General features: G+C 56.9%; 16 protein-coding genes. 14 read left to right on the top strand and 2 right to left on the bottom strand.

The features are described from left to right. The first annotated feature begins 50 nt into the window (after positions 1–50). From ABLV49_RS24925 to ABLV49_RS24860, 14 genes are all read left to right on the top strand, one after another. A complete protein-coding gene (locus tag ABLV49_RS24925) occupies positions 51–2,054 on the top strand; it encodes an ABC transporter permease (protein WP_349283241.1) in 2,004 nt (667 codons plus the stop codon). Continuing rightward, positions 2,051–2,818, top strand: a complete 768-nt coding sequence (locus ABLV49_RS24920; protein WP_349283240.1) for an ABC transporter ATP-binding protein — start codon at positions 2,051–2,053, stop codon at positions 2,816–2,818. Before ABLV49_RS24925 ends, ABLV49_RS24920 begins: the two co-directional genes overlap by 4 nt. Next, entirely contained in the window at positions 2,811–3,518 is a 708-nt protein-coding gene (locus tag ABLV49_RS24915) for an ABC transporter ATP-binding protein (RefSeq protein WP_349283238.1), read from the top strand. The genes ABLV49_RS24920 and ABLV49_RS24915 overlap by 8 nt, the downstream gene beginning before the upstream one ends. A 106-nt stretch (positions 3,519–3,624) precedes the next feature. Further along, a complete protein-coding gene (locus ABLV49_RS24910) occupies positions 3,625–4,791 on the top strand; it encodes an acyl-CoA dehydrogenase family protein (protein ID WP_349283236.1) in 1,167 nt (388 codons plus the stop codon). 30 nt (positions 4,792–4,821) lie between these two features. Then, on the top strand, positions 4,822–5,613 hold the full coding sequence (locus ABLV49_RS24905) for an enoyl-CoA hydratase-related protein (RefSeq protein ID WP_349283235.1): 792 nt from the start codon (positions 4,822–4,824) through the stop codon (positions 5,611–5,613). Beyond that, entirely contained in the window at positions 5,613–6,560 is a 948-nt protein-coding gene (locus ABLV49_RS24900; protein ID WP_349283233.1) for a hydroxymethylglutaryl-CoA lyase, read from the top strand. Before ABLV49_RS24905 ends, ABLV49_RS24900 begins: the two co-directional genes overlap by 1 nt. Before the next feature lie 37 nt (positions 6,561–6,597). Next, positions 6,598–7,527 (top strand): 3-keto-5-aminohexanoate cleavage protein, encoded by a 930-nt coding sequence (locus ABLV49_RS24895; protein ID WP_349283231.1) that lies wholly within the window; start codon positions 6,598–6,600, stop codon positions 7,525–7,527. 453 nt (positions 7,528–7,980) lie between these two features. After that, positions 7,981–9,141: an ADP-forming succinate--CoA ligase subunit beta gene (gene sucC, locus ABLV49_RS24890; RefSeq protein WP_349283230.1), complete on the top strand. Its 1,161-nt coding sequence runs from the start codon at positions 7,981–7,983 to the stop codon at positions 9,139–9,141. Positions 9,142–9,156: 15 nt separating this feature from the next. After that, a complete protein-coding gene (gene sucD, locus ABLV49_RS24885; protein WP_349283229.1) occupies positions 9,157–10,053 on the top strand; it encodes a succinate--CoA ligase subunit alpha in 897 nt (298 codons plus the stop codon). Between the two features lie 239 nt (positions 10,054–10,292). Next, positions 10,293–11,189 (top strand): DMT family transporter, encoded by an 897-nt coding sequence (locus ABLV49_RS24880; protein WP_349283228.1) that lies wholly within the window; start codon positions 10,293–10,295, stop codon positions 11,187–11,189. A gap of 215 nt (positions 11,190–11,404) precedes the next feature. Continuing rightward, positions 11,405–11,794 carry an IS4/Tn5 family transposase DNA-binding protein gene (locus ABLV49_RS24875; protein ID WP_349283227.1) on the top strand — a complete coding sequence of 130 codons (390 nt, stop codon included), beginning with the start codon at positions 11,405–11,407 and terminating at the stop codon, positions 11,792–11,794. Then, positions 11,781–12,839: an IS701 family transposase gene (locus ABLV49_RS24870; RefSeq protein WP_349283225.1), complete on the top strand. Its 1,059-nt coding sequence runs from the start codon at positions 11,781–11,783 to the stop codon at positions 12,837–12,839. The genes ABLV49_RS24875 and ABLV49_RS24870 overlap by 14 nt, the downstream gene beginning before the upstream one ends. Positions 12,840–13,752: 913 nt before the next feature. Beyond that, positions 13,753–14,040 carry a hypothetical protein gene (locus ABLV49_RS24865; RefSeq protein WP_349283224.1) on the top strand — a complete coding sequence of 96 codons (288 nt, stop codon included), beginning with the start codon at positions 13,753–13,755 and terminating at the stop codon, positions 14,038–14,040. Positions 14,041–14,046: 6 nt separating this feature from the next. Further along, entirely contained in the window at positions 14,047–15,891 is a 1,845-nt protein-coding gene (locus ABLV49_RS24860; protein ID WP_349283222.1) for a phage integrase family protein, read from the top strand. Positions 15,892–16,170: 279 nt separating this feature from the next. On the opposite strand, the gene ABLV49_RS24855 is transcribed toward ABLV49_RS24860, so the two are convergent. After that, positions 16,171–17,217 (bottom strand): ParB/RepB/Spo0J family partition protein, encoded by a 1,047-nt coding sequence (locus ABLV49_RS24855; protein WP_349283220.1) that lies wholly within the window; start codon positions 17,215–17,217, stop codon positions 16,171–16,173. Continuing rightward, on the bottom strand, positions 17,217–18,446 hold the full coding sequence (locus ABLV49_RS24850) for a ParA family protein (protein WP_349283218.1): 1,230 nt from the start codon (positions 18,444–18,446) through the stop codon (positions 17,217–17,219). Before ABLV49_RS24850 ends, ABLV49_RS24855 begins: the two co-directional genes overlap by 1 nt.

Below are 18,446 nucleotides of genomic sequence, written 5' to 3'. Positions count from 1 at the left end.
GTCGCGCCTTGTTGTGTCCCTAGCAATGACGCTCACACGCCAGGAGTTACATGATGGACCAGCCCTTCTTTTCCATTGCCTTGAATGGAGTGCTGATTGGCATTGCTTACTTCCTGGCTGCGGCTGGTTTGACGATCCTGTTCGGCATTTTGCGGATCCTGAACTTCGCACATGGCAGCTTTATCATGGTGGGGGCCTACGTAGCCAGTACCTTGTTGAAACAAGTCGGCCAGTACGGGCCGGTCACTTTCCTGCTGATTTGCCTCGCCGTCGGTGTGGTCGTGGGCGTGATCGGCTTGATCGTTGACCGGGTCGTCTTCCGGCGCTTGCACGGTGTCGACGAGGCGGTGGCCCTGATTGCTACCTTCGCCTTGATGCTGGTCGTCAATGGTGGTGCCAAGCTGGTCTGGGGAGCGAACTACCTGTCGGTGGACCCGCCCACGGGCCTAGACGGTGCTATAGCCATTGGTCCGGTCATGGTCCCGGCTTTCTCCATGTACATGCTGGCCATAGGTGTGGTTCTGTTCGTTCTCTTGGAGGTGTTCATGCACAGGTCCTGGGCCGGCAAAACGCTGCAGGCTATTGCTGAAGACCGTTGGATCATGGGCATCTTGGGGCACAGCCCGCGCCGACTGGAATTGCTGGCCGTGTTCCTGGCATTCTTCCTGGCAGGCTTTGCCGGCAGCGTGCTGGTGCCGAACCAGATTCTGGCGCCCAACCTGGGCAACCACTTCATCATCCAGGCGTTTGCCGTCGTTATCGTTGGGGGCTTGGGCAGCATGCGCGGTACCTTCTTGGCCGCTATGCTGCTGGGTATTGCCGAGAGCGTGGGTTCGGTGGTCATGCCTAGTCTATCGCTCTACGTCTGCATGATCGTGATTCTGATCCTGCGCCCGCAAGGCCTCATCGCGCCCCGCTTGTCGGTGGCACCAGGATCGTGGTCTTTCTCCTGGGTATGGAGCGGTCTGTTCACTAGGAAATCTGCCCGCAGCGCTGCCACTGCCAGCACCCCAGTGTGGAGTCCGAAGTCGGGTACTGCGGTGCCTGCCCACAATACTGTGGCAGGCCAGGTGCCTGCCGCGGTCTGGCTGTTAGCCGTGTTCGCGCTGCTGCTGCCCACTTGGGCCAGTGGCGGCGTTCTCTACATCGCCAGCTTGGTGCTGATCAGCTCGGTGTTCGCCTTGTCCTGGAACCTGATGTTCGGCTTTGGGGGCATGGCCACCTTCGGACACGCGGCGTTCTTTGCCATCGGCAGCTACCTGTCTGCCTACATGCTGAAAACCGCGCCCCAGGTGTCGTTCGAGTGGGTACTGTTGCTGGCTCTGATAGGGGGTGCTTTGGTGGCTGCGGTGATAGGGGTTATTGCGATTCGCCGCGCCAACGGGGTACAACTGGCCATCCTGACGCTGGCGTTGGCTGAAGTCCTGCGGGTCTTGATCAGCTACTCCGCCAGTCTGGGCCGCGACGAAGGCCTGAGCGCCGTGCCCCGCCCGAGCTTCAGTTTCGGCGACGTCACGTTCACCCTGACGACCGACATCAGCTACTACCTGTTCCTGTGCGCCGCCTGCGGTCTCATTGGCTGGGGAATCTGGGCCTTGTGTTACAGCGCATTTGGCCGCACCTTGGCCAGCATCCGCCAGGACGCCCAGCGGGCCTTGTTCCTAGGTATCAACGTGGACCGATTCCGTCTGGTTTCGTTCGTCATCGCCGCCGCCATCGCCGCCTTCGTGGGTGCACTGGCTGCGCCCTTGAGCCAGATCGTGACACCCGACGCCGCCTCGATTGCCCGCTCCACCGAGCCCATGCTGCACACTCTGGTGGGCGGAGCGGGTTCGTTCTGGGGCCCGGCTGTGGGTAGCTTGATCTTTGCCGCCATCGACTACGCCACCCGCACACTGCCTGGTATGTCGGAACTCATTATGGGCATCACGCTGCTTGTGATTGTCCTGGTCGCGCCTGGGGGGGTGATCGGCTACTTTAAATCCGTGAGTGAGCGATGGCTCGTTAAGCGGTCGTCCAAGAAGCAGACCGTTATTGCCCGGAGTGCACCATGAGAAATTTGCTCAAAGTCGATGGCGTGGGCAAGAACTACGGCGTTTTTCAAGCCCTGAAAAATGTGTCGTTCTCGGTGGATCAGGGCAAGACCTTCGCCATCATCGGCCCCAACGGCGCGGGCAAGACCACGCTGTTCAAGGTCATGACCGGCGAAGTCATGGGCAGCAGCGGCCGCATCTTCCTGGCGGGTGAGGACATAACCAAAACCCCGGCCGATGAAAGAGTTCACTTGGGCCTGGGCCGCACTTTCCAGATCGTGCGTGTATTCCCCGAGTTGACGCTGATGGACAACCTGATTGTGGCCATTGAGGCGCGTAACCGAAGCCGCCGCTCGGCCGGAGGCTGGCTGCGGATAAAACCCAACAGTTCGGTTTTAGACGAAGCCTTCGTTCGCTTGGGTTATCTAGGCCTGGAGCACAAGCATGCGGCGCAAGCCCGGCACCTGGCGCTGGGCGACCGCAAACGCCTTGAGTTGGCCCTGACCCTGGCCATGGATCCGATGATCTTGATGCTGGACGAGCCAACGGCGGGCATGTCACCGTCCGAGCGGGTGGCCATCATCGAACTCATCCAGAAGACCCGTGAGGAGTTGGGCGTAACCATTTTGCTGACCGAGCACGACATGGACTTCGTTTTCCGACTCTCGCATTCCCTGATGGTCATGAACCATGGCGAGACCGTCTTTGTGGGTACACCCGAAGAGGTGAAAGCCAGCGAACTGGTGCAGCAAATCTACCTCGGAAAGGAAATGGCCCATGCTTGAAACAAAATGTCTTAATGCGTTCTACGGCGACAGCCACATCCTGCATGGCATTGACCTGAAGATTCCTGCCGGCGCGCGGGTCGCCTTGCTGGGCCGAAACGGTGCCGGCAAAAGCACCTTGCTCAAGAGTTTGACCAACGCCGGGCCAACGGTCAAGGGCGAGTTGCGCTTCAACGGCGAAGACCTTCACGGTCTAGCCTCCTTTGATCGCGCGCGCATGGGCATTGCCTTCGTGCCGGAGGACCGCCGCATTCTGGGCAGCATGAGTGTTCTGGAAAATCTCAAGATGGCTTGGAAAGGCACACCGGAGAGCCGCCGTACCAACTCGCCCGAGGAAATGCTGAAACAGTTCCCGATGCTGATCCCGATCAAGGACCGCGCGGGTGGCCTGTTGAGCGGCGGACAGCAGCAGATCTTGGCAATGGCCCGCGCGGCGATTGCAAACCCCACGATGCTGCTGCTCGACGAGCCCACCGAGGGTCTGTCCCCACTGATCGTCGAGCAACTGGTCCAAGATGTTAAGCAGATTTGTCAGCGATGCGAGAGTTCGCTGCTGTTGTGCGAGCAGAGCGTCTGGTTTTCCCGCAAGTGCACTGACTATGTGCACCTGATCGACAGCGGACGTCTGGTGTTTTCGGGAACCTGGGCCGACTTTGATGCCAACGATGACGTGCGCATGAAATACCTGGGCGTCTCTTAAGCCCTGTCCTGTATCCATGGGCCAGGAAGTGTTTGGGTTTCAGAACCTCCAACACGTCCTCCCCGCTGGGAACTGTTTTGATCCTAATTAGCAAAGACAGAAACGTATGAACTTTGAAGCTAATCCCGATCACGAAGCGATTCGTGAAAGCGTTCGTGTCCTGATGACCCAGTTCCCCGACCCATACTGGCTGGGCAAGGAAGAGCGGCACGAATACCCGCACGAGTTCTACGATGAGTTCGCCCGGGCCGGTTTCCTCGGAGTGGCTATTCCTGAAGTCTACGGCGGTTCTGGCTTAGGCATCGCGGAGGCGGGGATCATACTCAACGAAGTCTGTGCCAGCGGCGCGGGGCTCAATGGCGCGAGCGCGGTGCACCTGAGCATGTTCGGCATCAACCCCGTGATCAAGCACGGCGGCGAAGCCATGTGCCGCAAGTATGTGCCTGAGGTCGTCTCCGGAAAATTGAATGTGTGCTTTGGCGTCACCGAGCCCGATGCCGGCACCGACACCACGCGCATTACCACCCGTGCCGTGCGCCGTGGCGACAAGTACATCATCAACGGCCGCAAGACCTGGCTGACCAAGGCCGGCGAATGCCAGAAGGTGCTGCTGCTGACGCGTACCACGCCCTTGAGCGAATGCGCCAAGCGCACGGACGGCATGACCTTGTTCCTGGCCGATCTTGACCCAAAACACGTCACCATCAAGCCGATTCGCAAGATGGCACGGCAAGCCGTGGCCTCCAACGACGTGTTCTTCGATGACCTGGAAGTCGATGTTTCTGACCGCATTGGCGAAGAAGGCAAGGGCTTCAAGTATCTGCTCGATGGTCTGAACCCTGAACGCATTCTGGTATCTTTTGAGGCTATCGGTGTGGGTCAAGCAGCCTTGAAGCGGGCCGTGGCCTACGCCAAAGACCGTAACGTGTTTGGCCGCCCGATCGGGCAAAACCAAGGCATTCAACTGCCCTTGGCAGACTCTTACGCCCGCTTGGCCGCGGCCGAACTGGCCACCCAGAAAGCAGCCTGGCTGTACGACAACGGCCACCCGTGCGGCACTGAGGCCAATACTGCCAAGTTCTTGGCCGGCGAAGCGGGCTTCCAAGCCGCAGACCGGGCGGTTCAAACGCACGGAGGTTTTGGCTACGCGGCGGAATACCACGTGGAGCGCCTTTTCCGTGAAGCCCGTTTGATGCGCATTGCCCCTATTTCCGAGAACCTGATCCTGGCGCAAATCGCGGAACACGTGCTGCATCTGCCGCGCTCCTATTAACCGTTTGACACAAGCTGAAGGTAGCCACCCATGAGCAACATCTCAAACCCACTTCATGTTCTGGCTGAAGTGCGCAGCCAAGTGCTTTGGTTGACGATTAACCGCGAGTCATCGCGCAATGCACTGAACGACGCGGTGCTGGAGACCATGGCCTCCCATATCCGCCAGTCGTTCCAGGACCGCGCCCTGCGAGCCATCGTCATCACCGGCGCGGGCAACCGCGTTTTCTGTGCCGGTGGTGACTTGAAGTCTGATTCGGCCACCTTTGAGTTCGACTACTCGAAGCCTTCGACCAGTTACGCCGACCTGATGCGCGCGGCTTTTGATGCCCAAGTGCCCTTGATCGCCCGCATTAATGGCCATTGCTTGGCGGGTGGTATGGGCCTGCTGGCCATGTGTGACATGGCTGTGTCCACGGAACAGGCCAAGTTCGGGCTGCCCGAGGTCAAGATCGGCATGTTCCCGATGCAGGTGGCTGCCACGCTGCGCCGCATCATCCCGGCACGTATATTTGCCGAGCTGTGCTACACCGGTGCCAACATCGACGCCCAGCAGGCCCTGGACATCGGCCTGCTCAATTACGTGGTGGCCGAGGCTGAACTCGACAGCAAGCTTGCCTCGCTGCTCCAGACAATCGCGGCCAACTCCCCGACAGCCATTCGCCGTGGCAAATACGCCTTGCGTGCCACCCAAGACATGACCATCGATCAGGCCCTGGCTTACATGGAAACCCAGTTGGGCACTCTCTCGCTGACCAAGGATGCGCAGGAAGGTATCGCCTCGTTCAACGAAAAGCGCTCTGCGCAGTGGAGTGGCCGTTGATGAGCACCCAGAAGTCAACACGATTCGTACAGATTTGCGAGGAAGGTCCTCGCGAGGGCTTCCAGAGCGAGCCGCCCGGCATATCCACTGCCGACAAGGTGGCACTGATCGAAGCCTTGGCCGAGACCGGGTTGCAGGAGATCAACTGTTGCTCCTTCGTGAACCCGCAGCAGGTGCCGCAAATGGCGGATGCTGAGGCCGTGATCACTCAAATTCGCAAGCGGGCCAAGGTGAAGTACACCGGCTTGTGGCTGAACCAGAAAGGCTTTGAGCGAGCCCAGGCGACCCCTGTGGATCTTAAGCCCACCCTTGTGACCAGCGCCTCCGAGACCTTCGGCATGCGCAACACCAAGCAAACCCGTAAGCAGATGCTAGAAGGCCAGAGAACGCTGGCGCAAGCGTACAAGAGTGCGGGCCTGAACACCGCCGCAGGCTATGTGTTCACCGCCTTTGGCTGCAACTACGAGGGCGAAATCTCGCCGGAAAAAGTGCTTGGCTCCATCAGCGACCTGCTGACACTGGGGCAGGAAACGGGGATGGCGTATGAAGCCATGTACCTTTGCGACACCATCGGCACGGCGTCGCCACACAAACTCCAAACCGTGATTGACGCGATCAAGATGCGCTGGCCCGACCTCGAACTTGCCTTGCATTTACACGACACCCGAGGCACGGGCTTGACCAATGCCTATGTTGGCCTGCAGATGGGCATCCGCCGCTTCGATGCCTCCGTCGGCGGCCTGGGGGGCTGTCCGTTCGCCGGAAACAAGGCCGCCGCAGGGAACATCTGTACCGAGGACCTGGTGTACCTCTGTCTGCTAGAAGGCTACGAGACTGGGATCGATCTCGACAAGCTCATCGCCAGCAGCCTCCTAGCCGAGCGAATCGTCGGTCGCAAATTGCCCGGAAAGATTAAGGAGGTTCGCTTGCCCTCCTTCTCGACCTAAGACCCCGTCTGAATCAGCGCCGCACTAGGAGTACCCCATGTCCAGCAAAAACAAAGTCATCATCACATGCGCCGTCACCGGCAGCATCCACACACCATCGATGTCACCGCATCTGCCCGTAACGGCCGCTGAGATCGCCCTGGCCGCCATCGGCGCTGCTGAGGCGGGGGCCGCGATTGTGCACCTGCACGCGCGCAACCCGCAGACCGGCGAACCCGACCAGAACCCCGGCCTGTTCAAGCCCTTTCTGCAGGAAATCAAGGCCAAGAGCGACGTGGTGCTCAATATCACGACCGGCGGCTCCCAAACGATGTCGATTGCCGATCGCTTGCGTCCCGCCGTAGAGTTTGAACCCGAGTTGGCCTCACTCAACATGGGCACCATGAACTTCGGCCTGTACCCAATGCTCGGGCGCTACAAGGACCTACAAGGGTGGGAGCGCAATTACCTTGAAGGTTCGCGGTCGGGCTTTTTTCGTAACACCTTTTCCGACATCGAAAATATCCTGTCCTCCTGCCGAGAAGCGGGAACCCGCTTCGAGGTCGAGTGCTACGACATCGGTCACCTCTACACCCTGGCGCACTTCATTGACCGCAAGCTGATCGAGCCTCCGTTCTTCGTGCAATCGGTGTTTGGCATCCTGGGCGGTATTGGCGGCCACCCTGAAGACGTCGCCCACATGAAGCGCACGGCGGACCGCTTGTTTGGCGACCAATACATCTGGTCGGTGCTGGGAGCCGGTACGCTGCAGATGCGCATCGCCACCTCCTCCGCGTTGGTCGGCGGTAACGTGCGCGTGGGTCTGGAAGACTCCTTGTGGTTGTCAAAGGGGCGTCTGGCGCAGTCCAACGCCGAGCAGGTACGCGCGATCCGCCTTACTCTCGAAAGCATGGGCTTGCAAATCGCATCGCCCGCCGAGGCCCGCGAGACTTTGTGCCTCAAAGGAAGCCAGAACACTAAGATTTGATCCGGGTGAACCCCGACCTTTTGCCAGAAATTTCGTAACTACCTGTATTGAACTTACTTTTCCCAGGTAAGGAAAAGAGGTCTAGGTGTATCAGAAAATTATGGCCACTCGCCATGGTTTCGTCTTGCATCAGGACCGCTGGAGATCTTTGCGGTGCAGTTCGATTCATTCTTTGGCTCAGCGGCAGGGCTTTCAGACTTATCTGGTCCGATTCCCCCTGCTGCGCGACCATTCGCCTAGTAATGCTTCATTCCAGCGTCACAGATTGACTACTTGCATACGCGTGACACCGCGGCGGCTTGACTTGGTAGTCAAACCATTTCGTTATTCGGGATGACGGGTGCCCTCCGTGCAATGAACCTGCGTCATTTATGCGTTTCGCATAGCGGCGTGTCTGATTCGATGACATGCAAACATTGGAAAACCGACTTCAACATTAACAGAAGAGACCTTATGAAAATTCACGAGTACCAAGGCAAGGAAATCTTGCGCAATTTTGGTGTGCCAGTGCCGCGCGGCATTCCTGCGTTCACGGTGCAGGAGGCGGTGGAAGCCGCGCAAAAACTCGGCGGCCCGGTGTGGGTGGTCAAGGCGCAGATCCACGCGGGCGGACGCGGCAAGGGCGGCGGCGTCAAGCTGGCGCGCTCGATTGAACAGGTCAAAGAAATCGCCGGCGAAATCCTCGGCATGCAGCTCATCACGCACCAGACCGGCCCTGAAGGCCAGAAGGTCCGTCGCCTCTACATCGAGGACGGCGCCGACATCCAGAAGGAATACTACGTCTCCCTGGTCACCGACCGCGCCACCCAGAAAGTCGCCTTCATCGCATCGAGCGAAGGCGGCATGGACATTGAGGAAGTGGCGCACTCCACGCCCGAGAAAATCATCACCGAGTTCATCGACCCCCTGACGGGTCTGGGCGAAGAGCAGGCCATCAAGATTGCCAACGGCATCGGCCTGCCGCCTGAGTCCACCGCCCAGGCCGTGGACATTTTCCAGAAGCTCTACAAGTGCTACATGGACACCGACGCTTCGCTGGTGGAAATCAACCCCCTGAACCGCGACAGCAAGAACGCCCTGATGGCGCTGGACGCCAAGTTCAACTTCGACCCCAACGCGCTGTTCCGCCACCCCGAAATCGTCGCCTACCGCGATCTGGACGAGGAAGACCCGGCCGAAGTCGAGGCTTCCAAGTTTGACCTGGCCTACATCTCGCTGGACGGCAACATCGGCTGCCTGGTCAACGGCGCGGGTCTTGCCATGGCCACCATGGACACCATCAAGCTGTTCGGCGGCGAGCCGGCCAACTTCCTGGACGTCGGCGGCGGCGCCACGGCTGAGAAGGTCACCGAAGCCTTCAAGATCATGCTCAAGAACCCTGAAGTCAAGGGCATCCTGGTCAACATCTTCGGCGGCATCATGAAGTGCGACACCATCGCCGACGGCATCATCGCCGCCTGCAAGGCCGTCAACCTCTCGGTTCCGCTGGTCGTGCGCATGAAGGGCACCAACGAAGACCTGGGCAAGAAGATGCTGGCCGACTCCGGCCTGCCCATCATCGCCGCAGACACCATGGCCGAAGCCGCGACGAAAATCGTCGCCGCCGTCAAGTAAGCCCGGAGAACCATCATGTCGATCTACATCAACAAAAACACCAAAGTCATCACGCAAGGCATTACCGGCAAGACCGGTCAATTCCATACCCGCATGTGCCGCGACTACGCCAACGGCAAAGAAGCGTTCGTGGCGGGCGTGAACCCCAAGAAAGCCGGCGAAGACTTCGAAGGCATCCCGATTTTCGCCAACGTGAGCGAAGCCGCCCAGGCGACCGGCGCCACGGTGTCGGTGATCTACGTGCCGCCCGCAGGCGCTGCCGCTGCCATCTGGGAAGCTGTTGAAGCCAACCTGGACCTGGCGATTTGCATCACCGAAGGCATCCCGGTCAAGGACATGCTCGAAGTGCGCAACCGCATGAAGGCCAAGGAAGCTCTAGGGGGCAAGCGCACGCTGCTGCTGGGCCCCAACTGCCCCGGCCTGATCACGCCCGACGAGATCAAGATCGGCATCATGCCCGGCCACATCCACCGCAAGGGCCGCATCGGCGTCGTGAGCCGCTCCGGCACGCTGACCTATGAAGCCGTGGCGCAACTGACCGAAATCGGCCTGGGCCAGTCCAGCGCCGTCGGCATTGGCGGCGACCCGATCAATGGCCTCAAGCACATCGACGTGATGCGCGCCTTCAACGAAGACCCGGACACCGACGCCGTCATCATGATCGGCGAAATCGGCGGCCCGGACGAAGCCGAAGCCGCTGAATGGTGCAAGCTCAATATGAAGAAACCCATCGTCGGCTTCATCGCCGGCGTGACCGCGCCTGCCGGCAAGCGCATGGGCCATGCGGGTGCGCTGATCTCTGGCGGCGCCGACACGGCCGACGCCAAGCTGGCCATCATGGAAGCCTGCGGCTTCACCGTGACGCGCAATCCGTCGGAAATGGCGAAATTGCTCAAGGCGCTGCTGAAGTAATCATTTTCTGCGAATCAAATAAAATTGAATACTTCTACTGCACTTCATGTGTAGGTGATTAATTTTATTGAGCCTGTATTTTATCTGAGTTTAAAGATAATAGCATTAAATATATTTAATCTGATAAATTTAATAGATTCATATCTTATATGTTCTATTTTAATTTTGGTGGCGATCGATTTTTGTCCTTGTTTTTGTATTTGGGTGAGGTGCTTGTTGTAACTTTATAGGGAGTTTTTTTGATAAGTAAAGGTGAACTAGATGTCAAGGTGATTTATGGGGCGCTGATCGCTACAATGGCCATCTGGGGGCTAAATATTGTTGTTATTAAGATTGCGATAACTTGGTTTGAGCCGGCGGCATTTGCAGCATTGCGTATGATTATTGCGAGCATCGTGTTGACCATTATCTTTCTTGCAAAGGGGGTGCATTTTCCGGCATTGACTTGGCGGCAGTTGGTTGCGGCGGTGCTCTGTGCATTTCTCATGGTCTATGTTAATCAAATTCTTTTCAATGAAGGGCTTCGGCGTTCGACTGCAACTAATGGTTCTTTAATCAATGCATTGAGCCCGCTTGCGTCGGCTTTGCTAGCAGCCTTTGTCTTTCGGGAGAGGTTGACTTTAAAGCAAATACTTGGAGTGATTTTAGGTTTTTTTGGTGTTGTGGCTGTTGTTTTCAGTCATCCGAATGCGAGCATATCTGATGGCGGAGTCGGTGATTTGATGATTGTTTCTGCTGTGATTAGTTTCGCTGTTGGAGGTGCGATTGTTCAATATCTTGCGAGAGATTTTTCCGCATTATTTATTAGTTGGTTCATCTATCTGTTTGGTGCTGTATTTTTGCTATTTCATGATTTAATTGAGTCATCTGGTTCTTCTGTTTATGCGTGGTTTCCTGGTTGGTGGCCGTGGATGCTAATCCTATTTTCTGGTATTGTTTCTACGGCCGTAACTAGTCTTGTTTGGAATCGTGCGATCTCTGTTGTCGGGGTTTCGCGTACGGCGGTATTTTTCTACTGGGTACCTGTATTTGGGGTTTTCTTCTCGATCGTTTTGTTGGGTGAATCATTAAGTGGGTGGCATATTTTTGGATTCTTTGCGGTGATGCTTGGTACTTTGCTTGGAACTAGGCGGTAAGAAATTATTGGTGGCTTGATTTCATCTGTTTTTAGTTCACCTTTGATTGATCTGGCGATTAAACACAGTCAACCAGCTGGGTTTTGAAAATCATCTAGCCGGCCTCCCCCGCTGAGGTTGGTGGCAGAATTAAAGTGAGTTTGCGAACTTGCTTTAACCCATCTCGTTATACACAAGTCGTACCATCGGCGGCTCACTACTGAAGGATCTGGTTGATGGGCTGGGCAGAACAAGAGTTTGAAACGCTGGACTTGGGCGATGCCCGTCTGGACCGGCGGGCCGTGCTACTGGCCGATCGACTGGGGCAAAAACCTGGAGCCAGCATTCCCGGAGCCTGCGAGAACTGGAGCGAGACGACTGCGGCCTACCGTTTTTTGCGCAACCAGGATGTCAACTGGGATGACGTGATGAGCGCGCACTGGGACGCGAGCCAAAAGCGCATGGCCGAGCACAAGGTGGTGCTGTGTCTGCAGGACACGACGGAGCTGGACTACAACGGACAGGAGATGGAGGGGCTATGCGCGCCAGTTCAGTCATGCGCTATGTATAAGGAGCTGATGTTACGCAGCCGCCCCCTGATAGGCTTCACGGATGAAAAAAGTTGACCTGGATTTGTATGCGGACTATTTGTTGAGCACCTTTGGTGCTGCAACGGCGACGGGCCTGTCAGCGATGGTTGAAGGCGAGGTGAGTCATGACCAGATCACGCGGTTTTTATCGGCTCAAGAGTACACGTCCAAGGATCTGTGGCAGCAGGTGAAGTCGACCGTCAGAGCGGTGGAGTGCGAGGCGGGCGTGCTGATTTTTGACGACACGATCCAGAAAAAGGCCTGGACGGACGAGAGCGAGTTGATGTGCTGGCACTTTGACCATTGCAGCGGTCGCACCGTCAAAGGGATCAACCTTCTGAACGCGCTGTACCACTGCAACGGGACGTCCATTCCAGTAGCGTTTGAGTTGGTTAAAAAGCCGCTTCAATACTGCGACATCAAGACCCGGCGGGTCAAACGAAAAAGTGAGGTGACGAAAAATGAACTTATGCGAAATATGATCGAGGTCTGCCTGGGCAACGCCTTGAAATTTCGCTTCGTATTGATGGACAGCTGGTTTTCTTCAAAGGAAAACTTCGACTTCATCACGGGCAAGGAGCGCCATTTCATTGCCGCACTCAAGGACAACCGGCTGGTGGCATTGAGTGAAGAGGACAGGAAAAAAAAGCGTTTTGTACGCGTAGATGAGCTGCATTTTCCAGAACAAACCGCTGTGCAAGGCTGGCTCAAGGGATATGCGAAAGCAGTCCGCCTGGTCCGCCAAGTCTTTAAAAACAAGGATGGCAGCACCGGGATATTGCATCTGGTTTGCAGTGACTTGACTTGCGACTATGACGCCATCACCACGACCTACAAAAAACGGTGGCAAGTGGAGGTGTTTCACAAATCCTTGAAGTCCAATGCCAATCTGGCCAAGTCCCCGACGCGAACGGTGCGAACCCAAAGCAACCACGTCTTCATGTCGATTTACGCCGCGTTCAAACTCGAATGTTTGAGCATCAAGAACAAGCTCAATCCCTTTGCACTCTGTCGCAAGCTACTCATCAACGCATCTCGCACCGCCTATGCCCAGCTTCAGCTATTCTGGGCGACTGCGTAACATCAGTAAGGAGATAGCTTTAACCCACTTTAATTCCGCCACCAATCTCAGCGGCGGGTGGCCGGCTAGATGATTTTCAGAACCGCCCCGTTGACGTTCATCCCTGCAATACGAGCAGTTGACAGCGGGAGTGGACAGGACCAGAATTATTCTCAAGTCGCCTTGCGGCCAGCCGGCTTGATCCTGCAGGCTTCGTTAACTCGGCCGCACCGCCAGGCGCGGTTTCAAGCCGTTGGACGACGTCTACACAATTAAATTTGACCCCAATTTAAGGGTCAAATTTGCTTGAAAACTGCCCACAACGCCAGTTTCAGCGCTGCGGCATGCAAGTAATTCTGAGCCTTGCTGGCGGTTTCAAGCAAATTTGACCCTTGATGGCGCCCAGGCACGAGTGCGTCAAAGGGCTAACCGCGCGATTTGGCCGCTGTTGGGGCCGTTTTGTGCCGCGCTGAGACGCTCCGATGACCTTGGACAGGAACGGGGTCAAAATTACTTGCAAGGTAGGGTCAAATTTAGTTGTGTGAACGAACGTTCATTTGCCTAAAAGTGTTATCAGGCGTCTGGCGTAAGGCATTGATTCACTTGATTTTCAAAAAATCCGGTATCAAAATCAGGCCAAATTCCTTGGCCTAAAAATGTACTTGACGTGTCGCTTGGCCTAAAAGTGTTCTCGAAATGAACGAATGTGCAAAGGGCACTCAGGGAGCGATGCCTGCTGCCAGATGCTTTTGGCCGGGAGTTTGCGTCAGCGGTTCGACCGGAACTTTTTTAGGCCAAAGATAGCAACACTTTTAGGCAAATGAGCGGCGTTTGAACGGCCTTCCCGGTCCCGACAGCGGCCCACAGCCCTAAGATAAGTGTCATTATCTCAGGGTAAAATAAGCCGGTCAAAACAGCCAGCAGCCAGCACGCCATGAAAAACTTCAATCCCGACAACGACTTGCGCACCCCGGGGCCGGCGGGCGCCCAGCCCGGGCGCACCCGCCGTCCCAGTGCCGGGGTTGGGCTTGCCCTCATGCGGCGGCGGGCCCCGCCAGGCGAGTTCGAAGCGATTGCAGCCCCGCCAGCGGCCTGGAAGGCCTCGCCCTGCCCGACCCCTGGACATCCCTGCGTTCGGCGCGCCTGGGTCGTTCTGGCAGACCGCGTTTTGACCCTGGCGCGCCGGTCCAGGCCCGCCGCCCTGCCCTTCCCGCAGGCGTAACGACCCATGGCCCGCTCCAACGCGACGCCCTCCGCCACCTTGTCGGCGCCCCCTGCCGGGCGCTTCGTGCGCCGGCTCGGGCCCCACCACTTCGCGCACCTGCGCGCCTGCGCCGAAGGGCTGGCGCTTAGCGACTCGGCCCGGCGCTACCTCGGCGTCGAGCACGGCCACGAAGCCGTCACGGCGCACCGGCAGGCGGTTGACGCGGTGCGCGCGGTGGCCCGCCGGCGGGGCGAGAGCGCCTGGCGCCTGGTTGGTCTGCGTCTTCAGAGTCCCGCGGGCGAGCCGCGCCCTGCCCTGGCGGATTTCATCGAGGCGCAGGGCCTGGACGGCTTTTCACAAAGCGAAGCACTCGCACTCTACGAAGAAGCCCATCCGGCCGATCGAAAAACCGCGCGCGGCCAGCGCCTGCGCGAGCGCCAGCTCGCGCTGTTGCGCCGCCTCGAGGGCCTGGCCGCAGAAATCCCCATGGCAAGCGACCTGGTCGCGGGCTGGTTCGATGACGCGCTGGCGGCCAAGCTCACCGCCGCCGGCATGACGACGCTGGGCGACCTGAACGCCCGAGTCTCGGCCGGCGGGGTGTGGTACCGCTCGCTGCCCGCTGTCGGCGTGGCCAAGGCCCGGCGCATCGAACGCCACCTGGCCACGCTGTTGCCGCGCGAGGTGGCGCCCCTCAAGCCGCTCTTTGCCTTGAGCCGGGCGCCTGGCCTGTTTCGTGTGCCCTCGCCTTCACGCACATCAGCGCGCGCGCCTGATGCGCGTGAAGGCGAGCGTGTCCTGGACGATAGTTCGCAGGCCGCTTTGGCGCGCGCCCTGCTGGAGGTTAGCTCGGACCTGCAGGCCGTGCAGAGCTGGATCCAGGCCCGGGCCGGCTCGCTCGCAACCGTCCGGCTGTACCAGCGCGAGGCGCACCGGCTGCTGCTGTGGCTGCAATACGAATGCCGGGGCGCGACGCTGGCGCAGATGGGGGTCGCCGACTGCGGCGCGTTCATGGCGTTCCTGCAGAATATCCCGCCGCGCTGGATCTCCCGGGTTCGCGCCGCACCTAGCCAGCCCGGCTGGGCGCCGTTTCGCGGCCAGCTCTCGCACGCGAGCTGCCGCCAGGCGGTCGTCATCATCGCCTCGATGTTCGCCTGGCTTCAATCCGCGCAGTATCTCTCTAGCAACCCCTGGGTGCTTGTGAACCAGGCCACGGGCGACGACCCGGGCCACAAGATGCTGGACACCAAGGCGCTGAGCGAAGCGGCCATGCGCGAGGTCCTTCGCTTCATCGACGGCCAGGCACCCTCCCCCTCGCGCGCCCGCATCCGCTTCATCGTGTTGTTTGTCGAGGCGGTCGGACTGCGCTCGGCCGAACTCCTCTCGGCCACGCTGGGCGACCTGCGCATGGAGCCCGAAGGGTGGAATGGATGGGTATTGCAGGTCCACGGCAAGGGCGCCAAGAACCGGATTGCGGCCGTGCCCGGGCAGGCGCTGCATGCGCTGCAGGACTACCTGGCCGTGCGCGGCCTGGGATCGATCCAGGCGGCGCCGCCAGCAGCGCCCCTGCTGGCGAGCAGCCTGGACCCGATGGCGCCGGTGGGCTACCAGGCGCTCTACGAGCATGTCAAGGGCTGGCTGGCGCGGGCGGTGCGGGCCTCGAGCCTGCCGGCGAACGAGCGCGAGCGCCTGGCCGGGGCCACCACCCACTGGCTGCGCCACACCTTCGGCACGCGGGCCATCGCCAGGCAGGTGCCGCTCGATGTGATCCAGGCGCAGATGGGCCATGCCAGCATCCAGACCACCACGGCCATCTACGGCCGGGCACCGATCAAACGGAGGGTTGATGAACTGGGAAAAGCGTTCAAGTGATGAAAAACTTAGTCCTGTGCATGTGTTGTGTGGTCATGCCTGCTTTAAGAAATGCAGCTATTGAACGATGAGCGATAGGTGCGGCCTCACCATACCTGCAATGACCCCATTTCTAACGTCTTGGAAATGTGGTGCATGGTGCACCACTGCCTTCTTTCTCGCGCCAGGCTTTCTATTCTTCGCGGTGCACCGTTAAAAATTTCGGCTTATGAAGTCCTGCTTGTCAGGTGGTGCACCATGCACCACCCCTATTTATCTCAACCTTAGCAAGTTTATAAATCAATCTGCCAAGGTTTGGAGGATGAACTTTTCAATGTTTTTCAGCTTCTGAGCAGAAACAACACCGAGTTCAAAGGTCACTTTATTTTTTGATTCTTTGATCGTAAGAATTTTTTTACCCCCAACCATGACTTCTCTGCTACCGGTTGGATTTGACTCTGCATTTGTAAGCCTATCAAAAACTTGTTTCGGTGAAATACCTTTTCCATCTTCGCGTGAGTCGATGATTTCTTTAGCTTTTGAAATCAGTAAATCTGGATTTTGTTTGACACCCTCGGCAAGTGACTCGATCCAACGATACTGAATTTCAAGACGTGAAGGGAAGGCATCCAAAATTTCAACTGGCAGACGGGCAATATTAACTGCACGTGAAACATTGCTATGCGATACACCGAGAGCCTCTGCAAGCTTTCTTAGCGATGGATACAAGCCTTCATCAAGCGCGCGCCGGTACATTTCACCCTGCTCATATGGCCTTAGATCAGATCGTTGACGGTTCTCTCGGTCCATCTGCTCAAACATCGATTGCTCATTGAGTGATTCAATGATTGCAAGTACCGGCAATTTAAGCTCAAGACATGCTCGGTGTCGACGGTGTCCAAAAACGATTTCATAGCGCTGAGGCTCTATGCCAGGAATCGGGCGAACCTTTATTGCCTGCACGTTGCCGTTTGCAGACCGGATGTCAGCTTTCAAATTTTCAAATTCGAAGTTTCTAAAACTATCTTCATGGCGATTTGCCCATTTACTGGGTCCAACAATAGACGGATCTAGTTTTTTTGCCGGCGTAGCATCCAACCAAAAAGTACCTTCGCGACTTAGATTGGCAATCTGAATCGTAGATGTTTCAAGTTCTTCTTTAAGCTTTCTATTTTCATCCTTGAGGGCATCGTCTTGCATCATTGCTGCGATTGAGTGTGCTGGCCCTGAGCTCAATTTCTTTTCAACTTGAAGTTGAGGTTGGCTTGGCAATGCATTTGGAGAACCGTTGATATCGAGAACTGACAAACGGGTCCGCTGCTTGATTGACAATTTTTTTTCAGCCATCACACAATCCCTTTAGATGCTGCAAATTTCACAGGCTGGCTCATTCCTATTTCAATATCAGCCTCCCACACTCCAGAAATTTGTAAAGCTAAGTGCTTGACTAGTTCGTCATACGCATCTCGAGCTCGCTTCAATGTTTTTGCTTGGGCGCTGCTTGAATCTAAGTCATAGACGGTGCCAAATTCTGCAGATGCTGTAGCAGCGATAGAAGTCTTTGGGATCTCAACCTGAAGCACCTTCGAACCATAAGCCTGAATAATCCACTCACGGACATCAAGGCTTACAGCATCAGCTTTATCCACGCGGGCAAGAACTATGTCTAAAAACGAAAACTTTTTCGTGTCTCCACGGGCCTTGAACAAGCTTTCGCAAACTTCAGTAAAAAGGCTCCAGAATTGGATGGATGATGCAAAGTCAAGTGCATTTGGCGGAAGTGGCATAACAACCCCATCTGCAGCGATTAGTGCGTTGATCGTGATATAGCTCAGTGAAGGAGGAGTATCGATGATGATCACATCATAAATATCACGGGCTTCTTCCAAACCGCTATCAAAGACTTGCCAAAATGCAAAGTTTGATTCAGTTTTTTGACGAGCCGGTAAAAGGAATTCAGCATTGAACAAAACCGGAGCCGCCGCAACCAGATCAATTCCATCCCAGTAAGTTGGTTGTACTGCTTCCATGATGGACTCTGATTCTCCGCTGCAAAGCGACAATATCGTATGGTGCGCTTCAACCTCTGTATCTGGCAATACCCCAAACAAGGTTGTTAGTGAGCCTTGCGGGTCTGTGTCGATTACAAGAACTTTGTGACCAAGCAAACTAAGGCCTTGGGCAACTGCTGCTGCTGTTGTAGTTTTGCTAACCCCCCCTTTGAAATTCGCTACTGCGATTGTTGTGGCTGCTGAGAGCTTAGGATCTCGCAAGGTTTCAGCTTTGATGGTACGAACCCATTGTCGTGCCTCAGCCAAAGTCCATTCACGCCTGCTTGAACCTTCCTTTTCACCAGATGGTAATTCACCTTTCTTCGCGAGGTAAAGAACTTGCGTCATCTCAAGACCGCATAACTCAGCGAGCCTTGAGGAATTGAAAGTAGGGGGGGTCTTTCTTGAGTTGGGCGCAAGCATTGACCTGCGCGCCTGCTGGATCACTGCAGTCGCATTGTCAACAACCAGGTTCAAAGCTTCTATGTCTATCGAAGGGAAAATTGCCTTTTGCTTGATGTGCAT

It is taken from the genome of Polaromonas hydrogenivorans (genome assembly GCF_040105105.1).
GTDB classification, from domain to species: Bacteria; Pseudomonadota; Gammaproteobacteria; order Burkholderiales; family Burkholderiaceae_C; genus Polaromonas; species Polaromonas hydrogenivorans.
This window is presented reverse-complemented; position numbering and strand designations above follow the sequence as displayed.